The following is an 18257-nucleotide window of genomic DNA, read 5'->3' as shown; positions in this document are numbered from 1 at the left end:
CTCAATGATGAACCTCGCCGAATATCGAAAACGCTCATCCAGTCTTGCCGACTATCTGCCGTGGGCGGCGCTGGTGGCGCCAGGCGTAGTCCTGAACAAGGATGGTTCGTTCCAGCGTACCGCGCGTTTCCGCGGGCCCGATCTGGACAGCGCGACGCCGGCAGAATTGGTCGGCACGACAGCCCGTCTCAACAATGCGTTGCGCCGGCTCGGCTCCGGTTGGGCGATCTTTGTCGAGGCGCAACGCAATCCCGCCACCCAGTATGCCGTCAACCTGTTTCCCGACGACGCATCCGCTTTGCTCGACCTCGAACGGCGCCAGCAGTTCGAGCAGGACACTCACGGGGAAACCCTTCCATGGAGTCGCGTGCAGGATGGAGAGCTGTTCGAGAGCAGTTATTTTCTGACCTTCGTCTGGCTGCCGCCGGCGGAAGAGGCGTCGCGCGTCGAGGCCTGGCTTTATGAAGGCCGAGAAAATATCGGCGTCGATCCCTGGGAATTGCTCAAGGGCTTTGCCGACCGGACCGAGCGCGTGCTGAACCTTGTTGAAGGTTTCGTTCCCGAAGCCGTCTGGCTCGATGATACCGCGACGCTCACTTATCTACATTCAACCATTTCGACCAAGCGCCATCGCGTCCGCGTTCCTGAAACACCAATGCATCTTGATGCGTTGCTGGTCGATCAGCCGCTCGCGGGCGGCTTGCAGCCGCGCCTTGGCGATTCACCGCTGCGCACACTTACCGTCATCGGTTTTCCCTCAGCGACCTTTCCGGGGATTCTCGATGAACTCAACCGTCTTGCTTTCCCCTATCGCTGGTCGACGCGGGCGATCCTGCTCGACAAGACCGACGCAACGAAGCTGCTGACAAAAATACGTCGTCAGTGGTTCGCCAAGCGCAAGTCCGTGGCGGCCATCCTCAAAGAAGTGATGACCAATGAGGCATCTGTTCTGTTCGACACAGACGCCGCCAACAAGGCGGCCGACGCCGACGCGGCGCTGCAGGATCTCGGCTCCGACCAGATCGGGCAGGCCTATGTCACGGCCACCGTTACAGTTTGGGATGACGATCCATCGATCGCCGAGGAAAAGCTGCGGCTGGTAGAAAAAGTCATCCAGTCGCGCGACTTCACCTGCATCGTCGAAAGCCTCAACGCTGTTGAAGCGTGGCTGGGCAGCCTTCCGGGTCATGTCTACGCCAATGTTCGTCAGCCGCCGCTGTCGACACTGAATCTGGCACACATGGTTCCGCTGTCGGCGGTCTGGGCAGGCCCGACCACCGACGAGCACCTTGGCGCGCCTCCACTGTTCTTCGCCATGACGGAGGGGTCGACGCCGTTCCGGTTCTGCCTGCACGTTGGCGACGTTGGCCATACGCTTGTGGTTGGCCCGACGGGTGCCGGTAAATCGGTGCTGCTCGCATTCATGGCGTTGCAGTTCCGCCGCTATGAAAACAACCAGATCTTCGCCTTCGACTTCGGAGGCTCGATCCGCACAGCGATCCTCGCCATGGGCGGCGACTGGCACAATCTCGGCGGAAATCCGATGGGCGGGCAGGGCGATCCGCTGGCAGTGCTCACCCTGGCGGATCTGTCGGAAGGCGATACCACGGATGCCGTTTCGCTTCAGCCGCTGGCCGGCATCCACCATACGCCCGAGCGTGCATGGGCGGCCGATTGGTTGGTCGATATTCTGTTACGCGAGGGCGTACCGATGACGCCAGAGGTCAGGGAACATCTGTGGTCGGCGTTGACCTCGCTTGCCAGTGCACCTGTCCAGGAGCGGACGATCACTGGCCTCTCGGTGTTGTTGCAATCCTCGGCACTCAAACAGGCTTTGCGGCCCTATTGCATCGGCGGTCCCTATGGCCGTCTGCTCGACGCCGAGCACGAGCGTCTCGGCCTGGAACCTGTCCAGGCCTTCGAGACCGAAGGGCTGATCGGTACGGGGGCAGCACCTGCCGTGCTTGCCTACCTCTTCCATCGCGTCGAGCAGCGGATGGACGGCCGCCCCACGCTCCTGATCATCGATGAGGGGTGGCTCGCGCTCGACGACGGCGGCTTTGCCAACCAGCTCCGCGAGTGGCTGAAGACGCTGAGGAAGAAGAACGCATCGGTCGTCTTCGCTACGCAATCGCTCTCCGACATCGATGGCAGCAGGATTGCTCCGGCGATCGTCGAGAGCTGCCCGACGCGGCTTTTTTTGCCCAATGAGCGCGCTATCGAGCCGCAGATCACCGAGATCTATCGCCGATTTGGTCTCAACGATCGCCAGATCGAGATCGTCGCGCGGGCGATGCCGAAGCGCGACTACTACTGCCAGTCGCGGCGAGGCAACCGCCTGTTCGAACTTGGCCTTGGCCCGATCGCGCTCGCTCTTTGCGCTGCTTCATCCAAGACGGATCAGGCAGCAATCGAGCGCATCATCACCGGGGCAGGTCGGTCGGGCTTTCTTGAAGCCCTGCTCAGCGACCGCGGTCTCTCCTGGGCAGCCGATCTCATTCCTCATCTCACCAATCTAACCGACCAATCCACAAAGGAGATTTTTCCATGATGTCCTCGTCTGTCCGTAGCCGTATCCGCCATGTGACGGCCGCCAGTGCTCTCGCCGCCTTCGTCGCTCTGTCATCACAGCCGGCATCGGCGCTGATCGTGTTCGATCCCAGGAACTATGCCGAGAATCTGCTTTCAGCATCGCGTGCCCTCGAGCAGATCAACAACCAGATCACCTCGCTGCAGAACGAAGCGCAGATGCTGATCAATCAGGCGAAGAATCTCACCTCTCTCCCGACCTCATTGCTGGGCCAGATCGACGGCAATTTTTCCCGGATGAAGACCCTGCTCGGCGAAGCCGACCGACTTGCCTACGCCGTCCAGGACATCGAGAGCCAATTCAACTCGCAATATCAGAACTTCGGTTCGGATCTCACCAGCGAGGAACTGGTCGATGGGGCGCGAGAGCGGTGGCAAACTTCGGTTTCGGCCTTCGAACATTCATTGAAGGCCGGTGCCGTTGCAGTCGACAACATTGAAGGGACACGCGAGCAGGCAGGCGCAGCAGTCGATGCCAGCCAGTCGGCAGTGGGCATCCTTCAAGCGACGCAGGCCGGCAACCAACTTCTCGCCGTCCAGGCAAGACAGATGTCCGACCTTACCGCGATAATGGCCGCTCAGGGGCGAGCCGCTGTACTGGAGCAAGCGCGAAAAGCAGCAGCACAGCAACAGGCGCAAGAGCAGTTCAGCCGCTTCATGGCGGCCAGCAACTATAGCCCGTCCCCGGTCCGTATGTTCCACGACTGAGATCCTTTCCAAATGAATCCCAAGATCGCCGCCCGGATGATAGCCGTCCTTGCCCTCAGCGCCGTCATGATCGCCGCGTTCGTGACGCTGCGCGGCAACGGCTCGCAGGACGTGCCCTCCCCACGCTCCGCGCATTCGGGCGGCGAGCCGGACCGGATCGGACTTGCGCGCTGCCGGGCCATCGACATCGCGGCAGCCGACGACCCTGACTGTCGCAAGGCTTGGGCAGAAAACCGGCGTCGCTTCTTCGGCACGGACACGCCTGCGATGCCGGCACCGGAGCGTTTTCGCCCACCGGCAAGCGGACCGGTGTCGCCATGAACGCAAGCGTCATCGACCGCTTCCTTGAGACCTTCACCCGCTACATCGATTCCGGCTTTGGATTGCTCGGCGGCGAGGTGGCTTTTCTCACCTCAACACTAATTGCCATCGACATCACCATTGCCGGCCTGGCCTGGGCCTGGGGTGCTGACGAGGACGTGCTGCATCGGCTGGTGAAAAAGACGCTCTATATCGGCTTCTTCGCTTTCGTCATCGGCAACTTCAATCGGCTTGCGGGGATCGTCTTCGAGAGTTTTTCGGGGCTCGGCCTTAAGGCGGGAGGATCTGCGCTTTCAGGCTCTGCACTTCTGCAGCCGGGTCGAGTGGCACAGGTCGGCATCGATGCCGGCAATCCGATCCTGGAAGCCGCCAGTCAGTTGATGGGCTACGTCTCATTCTTCGAAAATTTCGTTCAGATCGCTGTTCTGATGATCGCCTGGGCGATCGTGCTGATCGCCTTCTTCATTCTCGCCGTCCAGATCTTCGTCACGCTGATCGAATTCAAGCTGACGACGCTCGCCGGCTTCATCCTGATCCCATTCGCGCTGTTCAACAAGACCGCCTTCCTCGCCGAAAAAGTGCTCGGCAATATCGTTGCGTCCGGCGTGAAGATCCTGGTGCTCGCCGTCATCGTTGGCATCGGCTCAGGCCTGTTTGGCGAGTTCACTCAAGGCTTTGGCGGAGAGCAACCCACGATCACGGATGCGCTGTCGCTGGTCCTTGGCGCTCTCTCGCTGATGGGGTTGTCGATCTTCGGTCCGGGCATCGCCACGGGCCTGGTCTCCGGCGCGCCGCAACTCGGTGCAGGCGCAGCTGTCGGAACGAGCCTGGCAGCAGGCGGTCTTGGTGCTGCCGGCTACATGGGAATGCGCGCCGGCTTGAGCGGTGCTGCAAGCGCCGTGGCGACTGGAGGGCATATGTCCGCTGCTGCGGCTCGTGGCGGCGCGCATCTGGCCGGCAGCGCCTCGACCGCCTATGGGCTAGCCGCGTCGACATCCGGGCAGAGCGGGGCGGGCGCCGTCGCCGCCGGCCTCGCAGGGTTGGCACGGGCCGGCGGAGGTGCCGCTGTCCAGCCTTTAAGGCAGGCCATGTCACGTTCCGCATCGGCACTGAACGACAGCAAGCAATCCGGCCGCTCTGCCGCCTGGACCGCTACCGGAGGACAGTCGCCAGCCGGCAGCGTTAGAGCTGCGAACGACCCGTCAATAGCTGGCCCATTCTCAACAGCAGCTGCAAACGCCGGGTCGCCGCCCGAATGGGCTAGCCGCATGAAGCGCGGTCAGACCATGAGCCATGGCGCGAGTGTGGCCGCGCATTCCGTCCGCTCCGGTGATCATGGTGGTGGCTCGATGAATGTTTCACTCAATCAGGACGATCGGCGATGAACCCTTTCAAACGACCCTCCGTTCGTTATGCCAAAACTCCGCAACCGGACACGCCATATCAGCGCGCCGCCCAGGCATGGGACGACCGCATCGGGTCGGCCCGTGTCCAGGCCAAAAACTGGCGGCTGATGGCATTCGCTTCGCTCACGCTGGCCGGCGGTTTTGCTTTCGCATTGGTCTGGCAATCGACGCGCGGCTCCGTTGTTCCCTGGGTGGTTCAGGTCGACAAGTTCGGCGAGGCGCAGGTGGTCGCTCCGGCAGTCGCCGACTTCCGACCGACCGACCCGCAGATTGCATGGCATCTCGCGCGCTTCATCGAAGAGGTGAGAAGCATCCCTGACGATCCGGTTATCGTCCGCCAGAACTGGCTGCGAGCTTATGATTATACGACAGACCGCGGCGCCCTGTCGCTCAACGACTACGCGCGGCTGAACGACCCTTTTGCAAAGGTCGGCAAGGTCCAGATCGCCGTCGACGTCTCCAGCGTCATCCGTGCATCGCCGGTTTCGTTCCGCATCGCCTGGACCGAGCGCCGCTACGAGAACGGCAGCCTGGCCAGCACCGAGCGCTGGACAGCGATCCTGACCATCGTCGTTCAACAACCCCATGATGCCGATCGGCTGAAGGACAACCCGCTCGGTGTCTACGTCAACGCCATCAACTGGTCGAAGGAGCTTTCATGATGCGTGCGGTAAAAACATGGATACCAACGAGACCGTCCGCACGCAGCATGAGAAGGGGTGGCGCTCTTGCCGTGGCGCTTCTGTCTGCCACCGCACTGGTCAGCTGTGCCTCGAAAAAATACATCCCGCCGGAGATCAACTATGACGATGCTGCACTCGCCGTGCGGAAGGTCGATCCGCCCGGTGCGGTGAAGGTGGTGGAATTGCCGAAACCGCTTCCGCTTCCGGGCCAGATGAAGGCGGTCGACGTCGGCAAGGCAAATGCGGAGGCAGCCGATCCGAAACAGCGCATTGCGAGCGCCAACGAAGCCGCACGAATGCAGCCTGTTCGCAACGGGTTCATCAACGCGATTCAGCTCTATCCCTGGAGCGAGGGCGCGCTCTACCAGGTCTATGCCGCACCGGGCCAGGTCACGGATATCGCCTTGCAACCCGGCGAGCAACTCGTCGGCTCCGGCCCCGTCGCAGCCGGCGATACGGTACGCTGGATCATCGGCGACACTGAGAGCGGGGCAGAGGACGGGCGACGCGTCCATATCCTGGTCAAACCGACGCGGCCCGACCTCCACACCAATCTCGTCATCAACAGCGATCGCCGCACCTATCATCTCGAGCTGCGTTCGACGGAAAAGACCTATATGGCCTCGGTGTCCTGGCAATATCCGCAAGACCAGTTGATTGCGTTGAGGCGCCAGAATGCGCAAGCCGCGGCCGCGCAGCCGGTCGCAGCCGGCGTCGACATACAGAAACTCAATTTCCGCTATCGTGTCGAGGGTGATGCCGCACCGTGGAGGCCGCTACGCGCTTTCGACGACGGCTCGAAGGTGTACATCGAGTTTCCGTCCGGCATCGGCCAGGGCGAATTGCCGCCGCTGTTCGTCATCGGCTCATCGGGCGGGTCAGAGCTCGTCAACTATCGCGCCCGCCAGAACTATTACGTTGTCGACCGGCTGTTTGCCGCGGCCGAGTTGCGGCTCGGCGATAAGACAAGCGAGAGGCGCGTGCGGATTGTGCGAACGGACGGGAGGCCGCAACGTAGCGCGGGAGTGTTCCGATGAGCGGCGATCCCGACCGCAACGCGAATGTAAGAGCCCAGATGCGCCTTCGCCCCGAACCCGCTGGCGTGACACGCTTGTCGCGCAAGGTGCTGATTGGGCTCGGCGGTGTCGCCAGCGTTGCGATCCTTGGCACCCTCATCTGGGCGCTCGATTCCAGACGGCGCGGCAACGAGCAGCAGTCCGAACTGTTCACCACCGAAAACCGCGCTACCGCCGACGGATTGCAGACGCTGCCGAAAGATTACTCCGGAATTCCCAAGCTCGGTCCCGCGCTACCTGGCGATCTCGGGCGCCCCATCTTGCGGGCTCAGGAACGCGGTCAAGCGGTTCCCGTACCGCAGATCCGGACACCGCGCGACGATCCGGAAGAACAGCGTCGCCTGGCCGAGACCGAGGCCGCACGTGTCGCGAAGCTCTTCACGGACAGCCACGCCAAGGCAAACCCTTCTCCCCAAGGCGCCGGTGTGGGAAAGCCGACTGGAGACACGGTTTCCGGTTTAACGTTGCCAACAGATACGCCAGCGCCGGATCGGGCCTCCGCTCAAAATGCGCAGGATCGCAAACTGGCCTTCGTCAATGCACGACCTGATCGCCGCACAACCAGTCCTGACCGGCTCGTCGCGAAGGCCTCCCCTTATATTGTGCAGGCCGGAACTGTCATTCCTGCCGCTCTCATCACCGGAATACGTTCCGACCTACCCGGTCAGATCACCGCTCAGGTAACCGAGAATATCTATGACAGTCCTTCAGGATCTCACCTGCTCATCCCTCAGGGTGCTCGGTTGATCGGCCAGTACGACAGCCAGGTCGCCTTCGGCCAGTCACGCGTGCTGCTGGTCTGGAACCGGCTCATCATGCCTTCTGGAAGTTCGATTTTGCTGGAGCGCCAGCAGGGCGCTGATGCTGAAGGGTTTTCGGGGTTGGAGGACGAGGTCGATCATCACTGGGGGCAGCTGCTCCGCGCTGCGGCACTCTCGACCCTGCTTGGCATCGGCACCGGCCTTGGTTCCGAAAGCGGTGAAAGCGACATCGTGAAAGCCATACGAGAGGGCACGCAGGATTCGGCCAGCAATATTGGTCAGCAGATCGTTGGTCGCCAGCTTGATGTCCAGCCGACGCTGACCGTCCGGCCGGGGTTCCCGGTTCGGGTTATCGTCAATCGCGATCTGGTCCTGGAGCCGTATGGCGTTGCTGACAAGGAGCCTTCATGAACAAGCTGAAACTCTCCGCCATTCCCGACGAGCGCCCGGTGAAGATTGCGATCGAGCTTCCCGCCGCTGTGCACCGCGATCTTGTTGCCTATGCTGATGTGCTTGGCCGTGAAACCGGCCAGGCCATTGCTGACCCAGCCAAATTGGTTGCGCCAATGTTGCAAAGGTTCATGGCTACGGATCGAGCATTTGGCCGAGCTCGACGAGGCTCTAAAAGCTAGTCGCCCCAGGCGTTGCCGCGCCGGAAATCCGCACGAACATCGTTCCGGGTCAGCCGCCACGCGAGCAACCAACTCCGGATCGCAGCCTGCGAATAGGACGCAGGCACCGAAAGTCCGGCATTCGCAAGGGCTGCATTGCATATGCGCACAGGTTCGTCGGTCTTTTGCGATCTGGCCGTATCGACCCCAGCAAGCGCATCTTCCAGATCCGCCAGGGTGCGACGTACGCGGGTCAGGAACCGGTCGCCGATGGCCGTCGGCTGGACCCCTCCGGGATGGCGCTTGAACAGAGCTACGCCCAGCCGCAACTCCAGATGTTTGATACGTCTGCTGAGCGCAGAATGATGCATTGCCAGCCGCCGCGATGCGCCGAGGAAGCTGCCTTCCTCGGCGGCGATCAGTGCGCAGTGAAGCGTGGTCAGCTGAAGAGAGCGCCACGTTGCGCTTCGTTGGGGCGTAGTCGGTGGCGCGCCGGTCATCATGTCGATTTGGTGCCGGTGGTCCGGGTTTCGCGAAGCCTCTGGAGCGTGCGTTCGTCGAAGGTTGCGGTCACCGCGACAGTCTCCTCGCCGCCGATCATCCTAGGCAGTCCGAGCGGCGTTACCCTGAAGTGCAACTGAACAAGGCGCAGCAGCCAAAGCGGGTTCATCTCGATGATGATCGTATCCACACCGCCGTTCAGCCCCCACTCGACGATGCCGGACAAAAGGGCATTCGCCACCGGACTGAGCATTCGTCCGCGTTCGCGATGCTCGGGCTCAACGCAATAGCGCGTCCATTCCCAGATGTTTTCTCCGACGGGACGAGTACCTTCGCAAAGGTCTGACAAGACATTCGACAGCAGGTGTGGGCGCGTTGAGGGCAGCAATCTCTGATACCCCACAACGCGGCTCTCACTAATAAAAAGCATATGGACTGCATGTTCATCGTCGAAGCGGTCGATCTCTCGGCTGTCTTCGCGGTGCAGATCAGTCCAGCCCTTTTCCTCGACAAACACCTTGTGGCGAAGGCGGAAAGCTTGATCCAACTCGTCCCGATATTCATCAGCATTCTGTGCGGTAATGATAAGAAGCATCTCAGTTGTCCTCCGTCTTTCGAGGTCAACCAATGATGCTTCTCGTGAGACGACGGCATCACGCAATAGCGTGAGGTCTGGCAGTCGAGCCAAAGCCGGTGCCGTCTCGATCAAAGGCCAGGGTTGTGAAGGGTCAACTCGTCTGCTGGACGGAGCGGTCATTCATCCTGCATACAGCAGGTTCCATTCCGAACGCAGCATACCCATGATTGCCGTATCCCACCGTTCGTCCGCCACCTTTGCGGAGGACCGCCTTATGCCCTCCTGGACAAAACCAAGTCTGGAGTAGGTGCGAATTGCAGCCTCGTTCCAACAGTAGACGTTGAGTTCCACGCGCTCGATCAATGCCTGAGCAAAGGCTTCAGCCAGAACTGTTCGGAGCATGGGAATCGCAAGTCCTTGGCCCCGCATATGCGGAGCGATTGCCACCCTTCGAACGCGCGCTACACCATTTCGCCAGTCGAAAACGAGTTGCGCATGCCCGACGAGATCTCCTGCTTCATCCTCCGCCATCCAGCACAACCGTCCAGGATGCGACCCGTGGCCGTCTTCCAGCATGGATGCAAGCTGCGCGGGATCGAGGGGATAGGTCAGGTCCGGCCCACCCCACTGGACGAGATCCTTCTCGTTAAGGAACCAGCCAGACAGCGTTGCAAAATGTTGCGCCGCAAATGGAACGAGAGTCGGCATGGAGATGGGTCACTTTTCCTGCGGTGTAAGCCGTGAAACAACTGGTAGGTCGCCCTCGTGATGCGGGGACCCGTGAGACTAAGCGATCAGGCCGAGGCGGAAAGCTTCCGCGACAGCATGTACGGTGTTTGTTACGCTGAGCCTCTCGCGTACCGATCGCAGATGAGTATCTGCGGTGTTGCGACTGATGTTGAGGCGATCAGCAATTTCATTAACGGTGAGTCCTTCGGAGGCCCAGCGCAAAACGTCCCGCTGCCGCGGAGATAGGTGAACGGTTTTCAGGTTCCGTTTTCCATCGGCGAGCATAGTCGCGCAGCCGAAAGCGCAGGCGGCGCCGAACTGAAAGGCGAGGAGACGGTGCGGGTCTGGATCGAGCTTTTCTCCTGCAATGGAAAACCCGACCGCTCGCCCTTCCAAAGTCGCGAATGGGATCGTCAAACCTTCAGATAGCCCAAACTCGGTGGCTTCATCCATTATTCGTCGGCCGTAAGGACCCACCCTGCACAAATGATCAATCTCACTCCAGAGGAAGGGAACGGTGCCACTGTTCACAAGTCGGATGGTTGGATCACGATAAAGATAGCCTTTTGAAAAATAACGTTCCGACCATTGTTCTGGCCAGGCGTCGAGTAGCACATGTGAAATCTGCTCGCGTCTCAAGGCATGAGGCGGAGGAATCAGTCCTGCCAGCAAATTCGTAGCGCCAAACAGTCCGGCGTAGCGAAGTAATTGCCGGCAGATTTCCTGTTGGGTTGAGCTCTTCCGAATCTGATTCAGAAAGTCGAGCGTGTCGTCTAGTCGCCTACGCCAAACGGCCATTGTGGTCATGTTGTGCTGAGAGTCTGTGAATTGACAGAGATTGCCCGCGGGGATGATCTGATCGGGCTATTGAGCGCCTCCGTTGCTTCATTCGGCTCCAGTGACCGGAGCTTTTGCCGCCGAAAATCTCCTGGCTCCCTAGGCGGATCGGCAGGGGAAGTCATTCGAGATGCAGTTGCCGAATTCCCGCGGTTTCTCCACCATCCACAGGAATGACGGCACCATTGATGAATGATGAATTGCTGGAAAGCAGCCAGCCGACCACCTCGGCGACTTCGCGCGGATCCGCGATCCGTTCCACGGGTATGGTTCGAAGCAAGGCGTTGAGAATGGTCGGATTGGCCATCGTCGATGCCATCATCCTGGTATTGATCTGGCCAGGACAGATGACGTTGAAGCGCACATCCTTGCCGTGCTCAAGAGCGAGCGCCTCGGTCAGGCCTATGAGTGCGGCCTTGCTCGCGCAATAGGCAGCCATACCCTCGGCGCCTGTCATTCCAGCGACGGACGAAACGGTCACCACGGATCCTTTGGACCTGATCAGGCCGGGCAAGCTCAACCGCGTGAACAGATAAACACTTCGGGTATTGACTGCGAAAATCCTGTCCCATTCCTCCGCCGTCGTATCGATGAAGGCGCGCCGCATCGACATGCCCGCATTGTTGACGAGGCCGGCGATCTGTCCGTCGCCTAGCGTCAGTGCCAGATCAACCGCCGCTTTGCAGTCGGCCTCGTCGCTGACATCTGCCCGGCAGAAGGTAACTCTCGAGAAAGCGCCTGCTATCTCCGAACCCTTTTTCGCGTCACGACCGACACAAAGGACCTTGGCGCGCTTTGATGCCAGATGCTCGACGCATGCGGCACCAATTCCATGGGTACCGCCGGTTACGATGTAAATTCCCGTCATCGCCATGCTCCTGCGCCATTGATGTCTTCGGTCACTACCTGTTTCATCGCGTGGATAGTTTGCTGGATGTCGTCCTCGTCATGCGCTGCTGAAATCATGAAGGTCCCGCGAGCAAAGGACCAGATGCCGTGGTTGAGCAGGGCGCGATGAATGCGCGCCAGCAGGTCCTTGTTATGCGACAGGACATCTCGATAGGTTCTGGGAATTGTCGGAGACCCATAGACACTGACGACGGCGCCGGGCCCGCCTGCGGATAACGGAGTTCCTGTCTCCCGGAAGACCTGGTTGAAGCCGGCGATAAGCTCTTTACCCAACCGCTTGATGTGTTTCAGAACCGCCTGGTCGTCACGCTTCAATTCGCGCAATACAGCAAGCGCGCCCGCGCAAGATAAGGCGCCGGAATTATAGGTTCCCAAATGCGAAACGGCATTGTCGACCAGGAGCGACATGATATTGTCGCGGCCGCCAAAACCTGCAATCGGCAAGCCGCCGGCAAACGCCTTGCCGAATATGCAGAGATCGGGGACGGTCGCGTAGAGTTCCTGTCCTCCACCGAGCGCCATCCTGAAGCCGCTGACCACCTCGTCGAAGATCAGGACCGAGCCGTAGGCTGACGCTAGAGCCCGGAGCTTTTCCAGAAAGCCTGGTGCGACTTCCAGAAATCCGTTGTTCGTCGGGTACGGCTCGAGAATGATCGCTGCGATATCGTAGCCATGCCGTGACATGATCTGGTCAATCCCCGTGAAGTCGTTCCATGTTGCGACGACAATGTCGTCGATCACGCTCTTGGGTTGGCCCGGCGTCATCGGCACGGGTTTCGGATGGCTGGCGAGCCCCATATGTGCCACCGGCTTGACGCTTACGAAGACATTGTCCGCCCAGCCATGAAAATGGCCTTCGAATTTCAGGATTTTGTCGCGGCCTGTAAATGCACGTGCCAGTCGCAGCGCCGACTGCACGGCCTCGGTTCCCGAATTCGTGAACCTGACCTTGTCGACACAAGGGAATGAGCCGACGACTTCTTCCGCGAGCAGCAACTCGCTCTCGCACGCCGCGCCGAACATGATGCCGGTTTCAAGCGATTGGGCGATTGCCTCTGAGAGCACTCGCGGGGCATGGCCGAGGATCAAGGGGCCGAACGCGAGCATGTAGTCGATGTAGCGTTTGCCGTCGGCATCCTCCACATGCGCGCCTTTGCCCTTGGTAATGAAGAGATCGCGGTGCTCGTAGCGACCGCCGCTTCCCATTCCTCCGGCAAGCACGTTGGCCAATCTCGCTGTCAAGCCGGCAGATCGATCCTGCTCGCCTGAATCCCCGGTTTCGTTGCGCATTGGCTTGAAATCCCTCCGTTGGCGGCGCGGCGCGCAATTTGCGAATCCGCTTCTTGTAATCTACAATCTATAAGTTATAAGTGCGAAGTCATAAGTGCAAGCGGATACAACCGTTGCGCTGTCGGAAATCCGGGGAACCCGAGGGCATGAGCAACATTCATCGCGCAGCCGAGATCCAGCTGCACCTGCACTCGCAGACCAACCCGCGCGTTCATGAAACCGAGGGGCCGCTGATGGTTGTGGAGGGCCGCGGCGCTACCGTGGTCGATGATTCCGGTCGCCGCTACATCGAAGGCATGTCGGGGCTTTGGTGCGCCTCACTCGGATTTTCCAATGAGCGACTTGCGAGCGCCGCATACAACCAGATGCGCACGCTTGGCGCCTATCACACTGCCAATCACCGCTCGAATGAGCCGGTCGCGGAGTTGGTGAGACTGATCGAGGAAATCTCGCCAATCCCGTCCTGCAAGATCTACCTGGCCAGTACCGGGTCCGAGGCGACGGACTCCATGATCAAGCTGGCTTGGTATTTCAACTGCGCCCGAGGCAAGCCGGAAAAGCGCAAGATCATCAGCCGGCAAGGAGCCTATCACGGGAGTACCGTGATGGCGGCAGCGCTGTGCGGATTGCCCAACATGCACCAGGCATTCAACCTGCCGACTGGGGATGTCCTCTACGCAAGGCGACCCCATTATTTCCGGGAGGCGGAACCGAACGAATCCGTGGCTGCATTTGGTGCGAGGCTCGCCCGCGAACTGGAAGCGATGATCCTCGCGGAAGGCGCCGACAATATCGCAGCGATGATTGCCGAGCCGGTGATGGGGGCCGGAGGCGTCTTTATCCCGCCAGAGAACTACTTCCCGCTGATTCAGGAGGTGCTCGCCCGGTACGACATTCTGCTACTGGCCGACGAGATCATCTGCGGCTTTGGCCGCACGGGAAACTGGTTTGGATCCGAAACCTTCAAGATCAAACCGGATATGGTGTCGATAGCCAAGGGCCTCTCGGCAGGGCATATGCCGATTGCCGGCGTCATAATATCAGACAGGATATACCAAGCCATTGCCGACCAGGCCGCATCGATCGGGGTGTTTGGCCATGGCTTCACCTATTCGGGTCATCCTGTGACGTCCGCCGTCGCTGTGGAGGCGATCAGGATCTACCAGGAAATCGATATCGTGGGGCTGGCACGTAGCGCCGGATCACACCTGCTTTCGTCGCTTCGGCAGAGATTTTCCGATCATGAATTTGTCGGCGACATCCGTGGTGTAGGCCTGCTCGGCGGAATCGAGATCGTCGCCGATCGGAAAGACAACATTGCGTTCGCACCTGAAGAGCGCATCGGTGCGAAAATCGAGATGGCATGCCGACGGCGCGGCGCGCTCGTCAGGAACATGGGCGACACGATCGCCTTCTGCCCCCCATTCCAGATCAGTGAAACGGAGACGGAACAGCTGGTGGAGATCGTCCATCAAGCGCTCGAAGACGTCCTCGGCCAGCAATCAATAAGAACGTCACGTTAAGTGCGGAACTGGGAACGGCATTCATGCTTCAGCGTATCAGCGAGAGTGACACGGACGGTGCACTTCCCTCTCAGGCGGAGGTCGTTGTTCGCTTCGAGAATGTGTCGAAGACCTATGACCAGGACAACGTCGTCATCAGCGGTCTGACCCTCGACATCGTTCGAGGTGAGTTTCTGACCCTGCTTGGTCCATCCGGATCGGGCAAGTCGACATCGCTGATGATGCTCGCGGGCTTCGAGGCTCCGAGTGCCGGTCGGATCTATCTCAATGGCCGGCCGATCGAAAATCTTCCGGCCCACAAGCGGAACATCGGAATGGTGTTCCAGAACTATGCCCTCTTTCCACACATGACTGTCGCAGAAAACCTCGCCTACCCGTTGCGGGTAAGGAGGCTGACGAAGGCTGTCATCGCCCAGCGCGTGAACCGCGCTCTCGATATGGTGCAGATGCGTGAGTTCGCTGCAAGAAAACCCACGCTTCTGTCGGGTGGACAGCAGCAGCGCGTGGCGCTAGCGCGCGCCATCGTTTTCCAGCCGGAACTTATCCTGATGGACGAGCCGCTGGGTGCGCTGGACAAGAGGCTCCGCGAAGACCTGCAGCTCGAAATCAAGCACCTGCATCAGGAGCTTGGCGTGACTGTCGTTTATGTAACCCATGACCAGTCCGAAGCGCTCACCATGTCGGACCGCATCGCGATCTTCAACGGCGGGCGCATTGAGCAACTCGACAAGCCAGGCGCGCTTTACGATGCGCCGCAGACACGCTTCGTGGCCGGCTTCATCGGCGACAACAACGCCATTGAAGGTGAGGTCGTCGCTGTCAGAGATGGGTTGGCGACGCTCATCATCGATCACGGAATAAGCACACAAGCGCGCGCGACCAACGGCCTTTACAAGGGCCAGCGAGCTATCATCTCAATTCGACCCGAGAAGATCTCTCTCCGCGCCGCGGGAAACAGCTCCGCCGCACAGCTGACTGCCTCCATCCGCGATCGGATCTATCTCGGAGATCACTTCCAATTTCACGCCCAGACCGATGCCGGCACCCGGCTGCTGGTCAAGCAACTAAACGTTGCCGAGGGGCTCGGCCTGAATCCCGGTGACCGGTGTGAACTCACCTGGGCTGCCGAAGACTGCATCGCCTTTTGCGCATGAGCAGAGGACAAAATGCCGAGCAACAATAATCTGATGGAGACAGACCTTGTCGGCCTTGCCGCGCTGGTTGCCGCCAAGGATGTTACGCCATCCGAACTGGCCGAAACCGCCCAGGCGCGGATCGATCTTGTCAACCCGCTCATCAACGCGGTGATACGCCCGATCGACCCGGCGCAGGATCTCGCGAACCTGGCGGGCCTTGGCGCGCCGCCTTTGTCGGGGGCCCCGTTCCTCATCAAGGATCTGGCGATCAATTATGCGGGTCTTCCGACCAGTGCCGGCAGCCCTCTGCTGATCGACAGGCCCGTGCCGCATGACAGCGAGCTCATGGCGCGCTACCGGAAATCCGGCCTGGTAACGCTAGGAAAAACCAATACCTGCGAATTCGGCACGCTCGGGACGACTGAGCCGAAATTATTCCGCCCCACACGCAACCCCTGGGACACACGACGGTCCAGTGGCGGTTCCAGCGGCGGATCGGCGGCCGCTGTCGCCGCCCGGATGGTCCCGGCGGCACATGCCAATGACGGGGCAGGATCCATACGCATTCCCGCTTCCTGTTGTGGCGTTTTTGGTTTGAAACCCAGCAAGGGACGGATCACCCACGGACCCGACTTCGGAGAGGGCAGCGTCGCCGGTATCGGCGTGGAACATGCGGTCACGATATCGGTCAGAGACAGCGCGGCATTACTGGACCTGACAGCTGGCGGAATGCCGGGCGATCCCTACTACGCCCCGGTGCAGCGCTCCAGTTTCACCGAGCAGGTGAGGCGCCGCCCGCGACGCCTGCGGATCGCGTGTGCTGATGTCTCGATGTTTGGAACGCCCGTTGACCCAAGCTGCAAGGAGGCCGTTCACGAGGCGGCGCGTCTGCTGGAAGATCTTGGCCATCAGGTTGAGTTCGACGCGCCGGATTTCTCGTTTGCACAATATGAGGAAGTGTATCGGCGGCTCTGGACGCTGACGGCGACCCGTACGCTGTCATTGCTGTCGCAGCGCACGGGTACCGCCGTCAACACAGCAGTCGAACGATCCGAGCCCTTCAATCGCTACCTTTTCGAGAAGGGCATCAGGGTCACCGCTGCGCAATATCTGACGGACATCGTGTTCTTCAATGGCTTCGCGCGCAGGATCGCCGAGTTTCATAGCCGATATGATCTCTGGCTGACTCCGACCCTTGGCTCGCCGCCACCGCTTCTCGGCCATTTTGATGCGGGCGTACATGGCGGAGACGAGGTCATGGACCGCTTCATCGAATTCCTCGCCTTCACGACATTCGCCAACATGACCGGGCAGCCGGCCATGAGCGTTCCGCTTCACTGGAATGCCGAGAACCTGCCGGTCGGCACGCAATTCACGGCGCGCTACGGCGAGGAAGGACTGCTTTTCAACCTGGCGCGACAACTCGAGGAGGCGAGACCGTGGGCCGATAGGAAGCCCGACCTGAAATCGTGATCCAACAAAAACATCAAATCAAAGGGAACTGAAACATGCGAACGAACCCCATTTCCACCTTGCTGTCCGCAGCGGCCATCCTGATCGCTGCGCAAGTCGCCCATGCCAGCGACATCACATTGGTCGGCGCATGCGGCGTACTGCAGGATGCCGAGCGTGCGGTCTTCTTCGAACCGTTTGCCAAGGAGGTTGGCATCAGTTTCTCGGAGGATTCTTACGCCGGCGAGCAGGCCAAGATCCGTGCCATGGTACTGTCCAAGAACGTAACCTGGGACGTGGTCCAGCTGGATCACGCCGAGATGATAGTCGGCTGCGACGAAGGCCTCTATCAGAAGCTCGACTGGTCCACGATCGGCAACACCGAGGATTTCCTGCCCCAGGCGGTACAGCCGTGTGGCGTCGGTGCTTTCGCATGGTCGTTTGTCTTTGCCTATGATCAGGATCGCATCGCCGATGGCCCGAAGAACTGGGTCGATTTCTGGAACCTGAAGAAGTGGCCGGGCAAGCGCGGTATGAGAGCGTCCGCGCGCTTGACCCTTGAAGCCGCACTGCTGGCCGATGGCGTCAAGAACGAGGACCTCTACAAGGTGCTGGCCACTGACGAAGGTGTGGCGCGTGCGTTCAAGAAGCTCGATGAGATCAAGCCGCAGATCGTCTGGTGGTCGACCGGTGCCGAGCCCATCGAGCGGCTTGCAGCTGGCGACGTCGCGGTAACGACGGCGTTCAACGGTCGCGTGACAACGGCAAACCAGAACGGCCGGCACTTCGCGCTTGTATGGGACGGGCAGATGTATGGCCAGGACTATTGGGGCATCGTGTCGGGCTCCCCTCACAAGGATCTGGCGGAAAAGTTTCTCACATTTGCGAGCCAGCCGGAAATCCAGTCGAAGCTTCCCGAGAAGATCGCCTACGGCATCATGAACAAGAAGGCGATCGCGATGGTCTCTCCGAAGGCCGCCGAGGCCATGCCGACTGCACCGCAGAACCTGAAGAATGCGATCCCCTTCGACGCTGCGTTCTGGGCGGAAAATGATGCGGATCTGACAGCCAGGTTCGAAGCCTGGCGTGCGCGATAACCGGCAGGTAACCAGGCCCCGGGTGGTCTCCACCTTCCGGGGCCGGGATTT

General features: G+C 60.4%; 18 protein-coding genes. 12 read left to right on the top strand and 6 right to left on the bottom strand.

Annotation, left to right across the window (positions count from 1 at the left end; translation table 11 throughout):
• Window positions 1–4 precede the first annotated feature (4 nt).
• From trbE to ACWGTI_RS23250, 8 genes are read left to right on the top strand one after another with little or no spacing between them, the layout of a single operon-like run.
• Window positions 5–2551, top strand: coding sequence for a conjugal transfer protein TrbE (gene trbE / locus ACWGTI_RS23285; protein WP_454589285.1), 2547 nt, complete (start codon window positions 5–7; stop codon window positions 2549–2551).
• On the top strand, window positions 2548–3297 hold the full coding sequence (trbJ, locus tag ACWGTI_RS23280) for a P-type conjugative transfer protein TrbJ (protein ID WP_454589284.1): 750 nt from the start codon (window positions 2548–2550) through the stop codon (window positions 3295–3297). The genes trbE and trbJ overlap by 4 nt, the downstream gene beginning before the upstream one ends.
• A gap of 12 nt (window positions 3298–3309) precedes the next feature.
• Window positions 3310–3618, top strand: coding sequence for a putative entry exclusion protein TrbK-alt (gene trbK-alt / locus ACWGTI_RS23275; protein WP_454589283.1), 309 nt, complete (start codon window positions 3310–3312; stop codon window positions 3616–3618).
• A complete protein-coding gene (gene trbL / locus ACWGTI_RS23270) occupies window positions 3615–5003 on the top strand; it encodes a P-type conjugative transfer protein TrbL (protein ID WP_454589282.1) in 1389 nt (462 codons plus the stop codon). Before trbK-alt ends, trbL begins: the two co-directional genes overlap by 4 nt.
• Window positions 5000–5686, top strand: a complete 687-nt coding sequence (gene trbF, locus ACWGTI_RS23265; protein WP_454589281.1) for a conjugal transfer protein TrbF — start codon at window positions 5000–5002, stop codon at window positions 5684–5686. Before trbL ends, trbF begins: the two co-directional genes overlap by 4 nt.
• A gap of 47 nt (window positions 5687–5733) precedes the next feature.
• Window positions 5734–6744 carry a P-type conjugative transfer protein TrbG gene (gene trbG, locus ACWGTI_RS23260; protein WP_454589280.1) on the top strand — a complete coding sequence of 337 codons (1011 nt, stop codon included), beginning with the start codon at window positions 5734–5736 and terminating at the stop codon, window positions 6742–6744.
• Window positions 6741–7955, top strand: a complete 1215-nt coding sequence (locus ACWGTI_RS23255; RefSeq protein WP_454589279.1) for a TrbI/VirB10 family protein — start codon at window positions 6741–6743, stop codon at window positions 7953–7955. Before trbG ends, ACWGTI_RS23255 begins: the two co-directional genes overlap by 4 nt.
• Entirely contained in the window at window positions 7952–8176 is a 225-nt protein-coding gene (locus tag ACWGTI_RS23250) for a DUF2274 domain-containing protein (RefSeq protein ID WP_454589278.1), read from the top strand. Before ACWGTI_RS23255 ends, ACWGTI_RS23250 begins: the two co-directional genes overlap by 4 nt.
• Here the strand turns inward: ACWGTI_RS23250 and ACWGTI_RS23245 are convergent.
• From ACWGTI_RS23245 to ACWGTI_RS23220, 6 genes are all read right to left on the bottom strand, one after another.
• Window positions 8173–8658 (bottom strand): LysR family transcriptional regulator, encoded by a 486-nt coding sequence (locus ACWGTI_RS23245; RefSeq protein WP_454589277.1) that lies wholly within the window; start codon window positions 8656–8658, stop codon window positions 8173–8175. The genes ACWGTI_RS23250 and ACWGTI_RS23245 overlap by 4 nt on opposite strands.
• Window positions 8655–9251, bottom strand: coding sequence for an acyl-homoserine-lactone synthase (locus ACWGTI_RS23240; RefSeq protein ID WP_454589276.1), 597 nt, complete (start codon window positions 9249–9251; stop codon window positions 8655–8657). Before ACWGTI_RS23240 ends, ACWGTI_RS23245 begins: the two co-directional genes overlap by 4 nt.
• A 162-nt stretch (window positions 9252–9413) precedes the next feature.
• The gene (locus tag ACWGTI_RS23235; protein WP_454589275.1) at window positions 9414–9941 is read right to left on the bottom strand and encodes a GNAT family N-acetyltransferase; all 528 of its coding nucleotides are present in this window, start codon (window positions 9939–9941) and stop codon (window positions 9414–9416) included.
• Between the two features lie 78 nt (window positions 9942–10019).
• Window positions 10020–10769, bottom strand: a complete 750-nt coding sequence (locus ACWGTI_RS23230) for a helix-turn-helix transcriptional regulator (protein ID WP_454589274.1) — start codon at window positions 10767–10769, stop codon at window positions 10020–10022.
• 151 nt (window positions 10770–10920) lie between these two features.
• Window positions 10921–11667 carry an SDR family NAD(P)-dependent oxidoreductase gene (locus ACWGTI_RS23225; RefSeq protein WP_454589273.1) on the bottom strand — a complete coding sequence of 249 codons (747 nt, stop codon included), beginning with the start codon at window positions 11665–11667 and terminating at the stop codon, window positions 10921–10923.
• A complete protein-coding gene (locus ACWGTI_RS23220) occupies window positions 11664–12998 on the bottom strand; it encodes an aspartate aminotransferase family protein (RefSeq protein WP_454589272.1) in 1335 nt (444 codons plus the stop codon). The genes ACWGTI_RS23225 and ACWGTI_RS23220 overlap by 4 nt, the downstream gene beginning before the upstream one ends.
• A 146-nt stretch (window positions 12999–13144) precedes the next feature.
• Here ACWGTI_RS23220 and ACWGTI_RS23215 point away from each other — a divergent pair, with 146 nt between their 5' ends.
• From ACWGTI_RS23215 to ACWGTI_RS23200, 4 genes are read left to right on the top strand one after another with little or no spacing between them, the layout of a single operon-like run.
• Window positions 13145–14521 carry an aminotransferase gene (locus ACWGTI_RS23215; RefSeq protein ID WP_454589271.1) on the top strand — a complete coding sequence of 459 codons (1377 nt, stop codon included), beginning with the start codon at window positions 13145–13147 and terminating at the stop codon, window positions 14519–14521.
• A gap of 23 nt (window positions 14522–14544) precedes the next feature.
• On the top strand, window positions 14545–15675 hold the full coding sequence (locus ACWGTI_RS23210) for an ABC transporter ATP-binding protein (protein WP_454589270.1): 1131 nt from the start codon (window positions 14545–14547) through the stop codon (window positions 15673–15675).
• A 12-nt stretch (window positions 15676–15687) separates the two neighbouring features.
• A complete protein-coding gene (locus tag ACWGTI_RS23205) occupies window positions 15688–17130 on the top strand; it encodes an amidase (protein WP_454589269.1) in 1443 nt (480 codons plus the stop codon).
• 35 nt (window positions 17131–17165) lie between these two features.
• A complete protein-coding gene (locus ACWGTI_RS23200; RefSeq protein WP_454589268.1) occupies window positions 17166–18206 on the top strand; it encodes a polyamine ABC transporter substrate-binding protein in 1041 nt (346 codons plus the stop codon).
• Window positions 18207–18257: the final 51 nt, after the last annotated feature.

It is taken from the genome of Mesorhizobium sp. ArgA1 (assembly GCF_053714375.1).
This window is presented reverse-complemented; position numbering and strand designations above follow the sequence as displayed.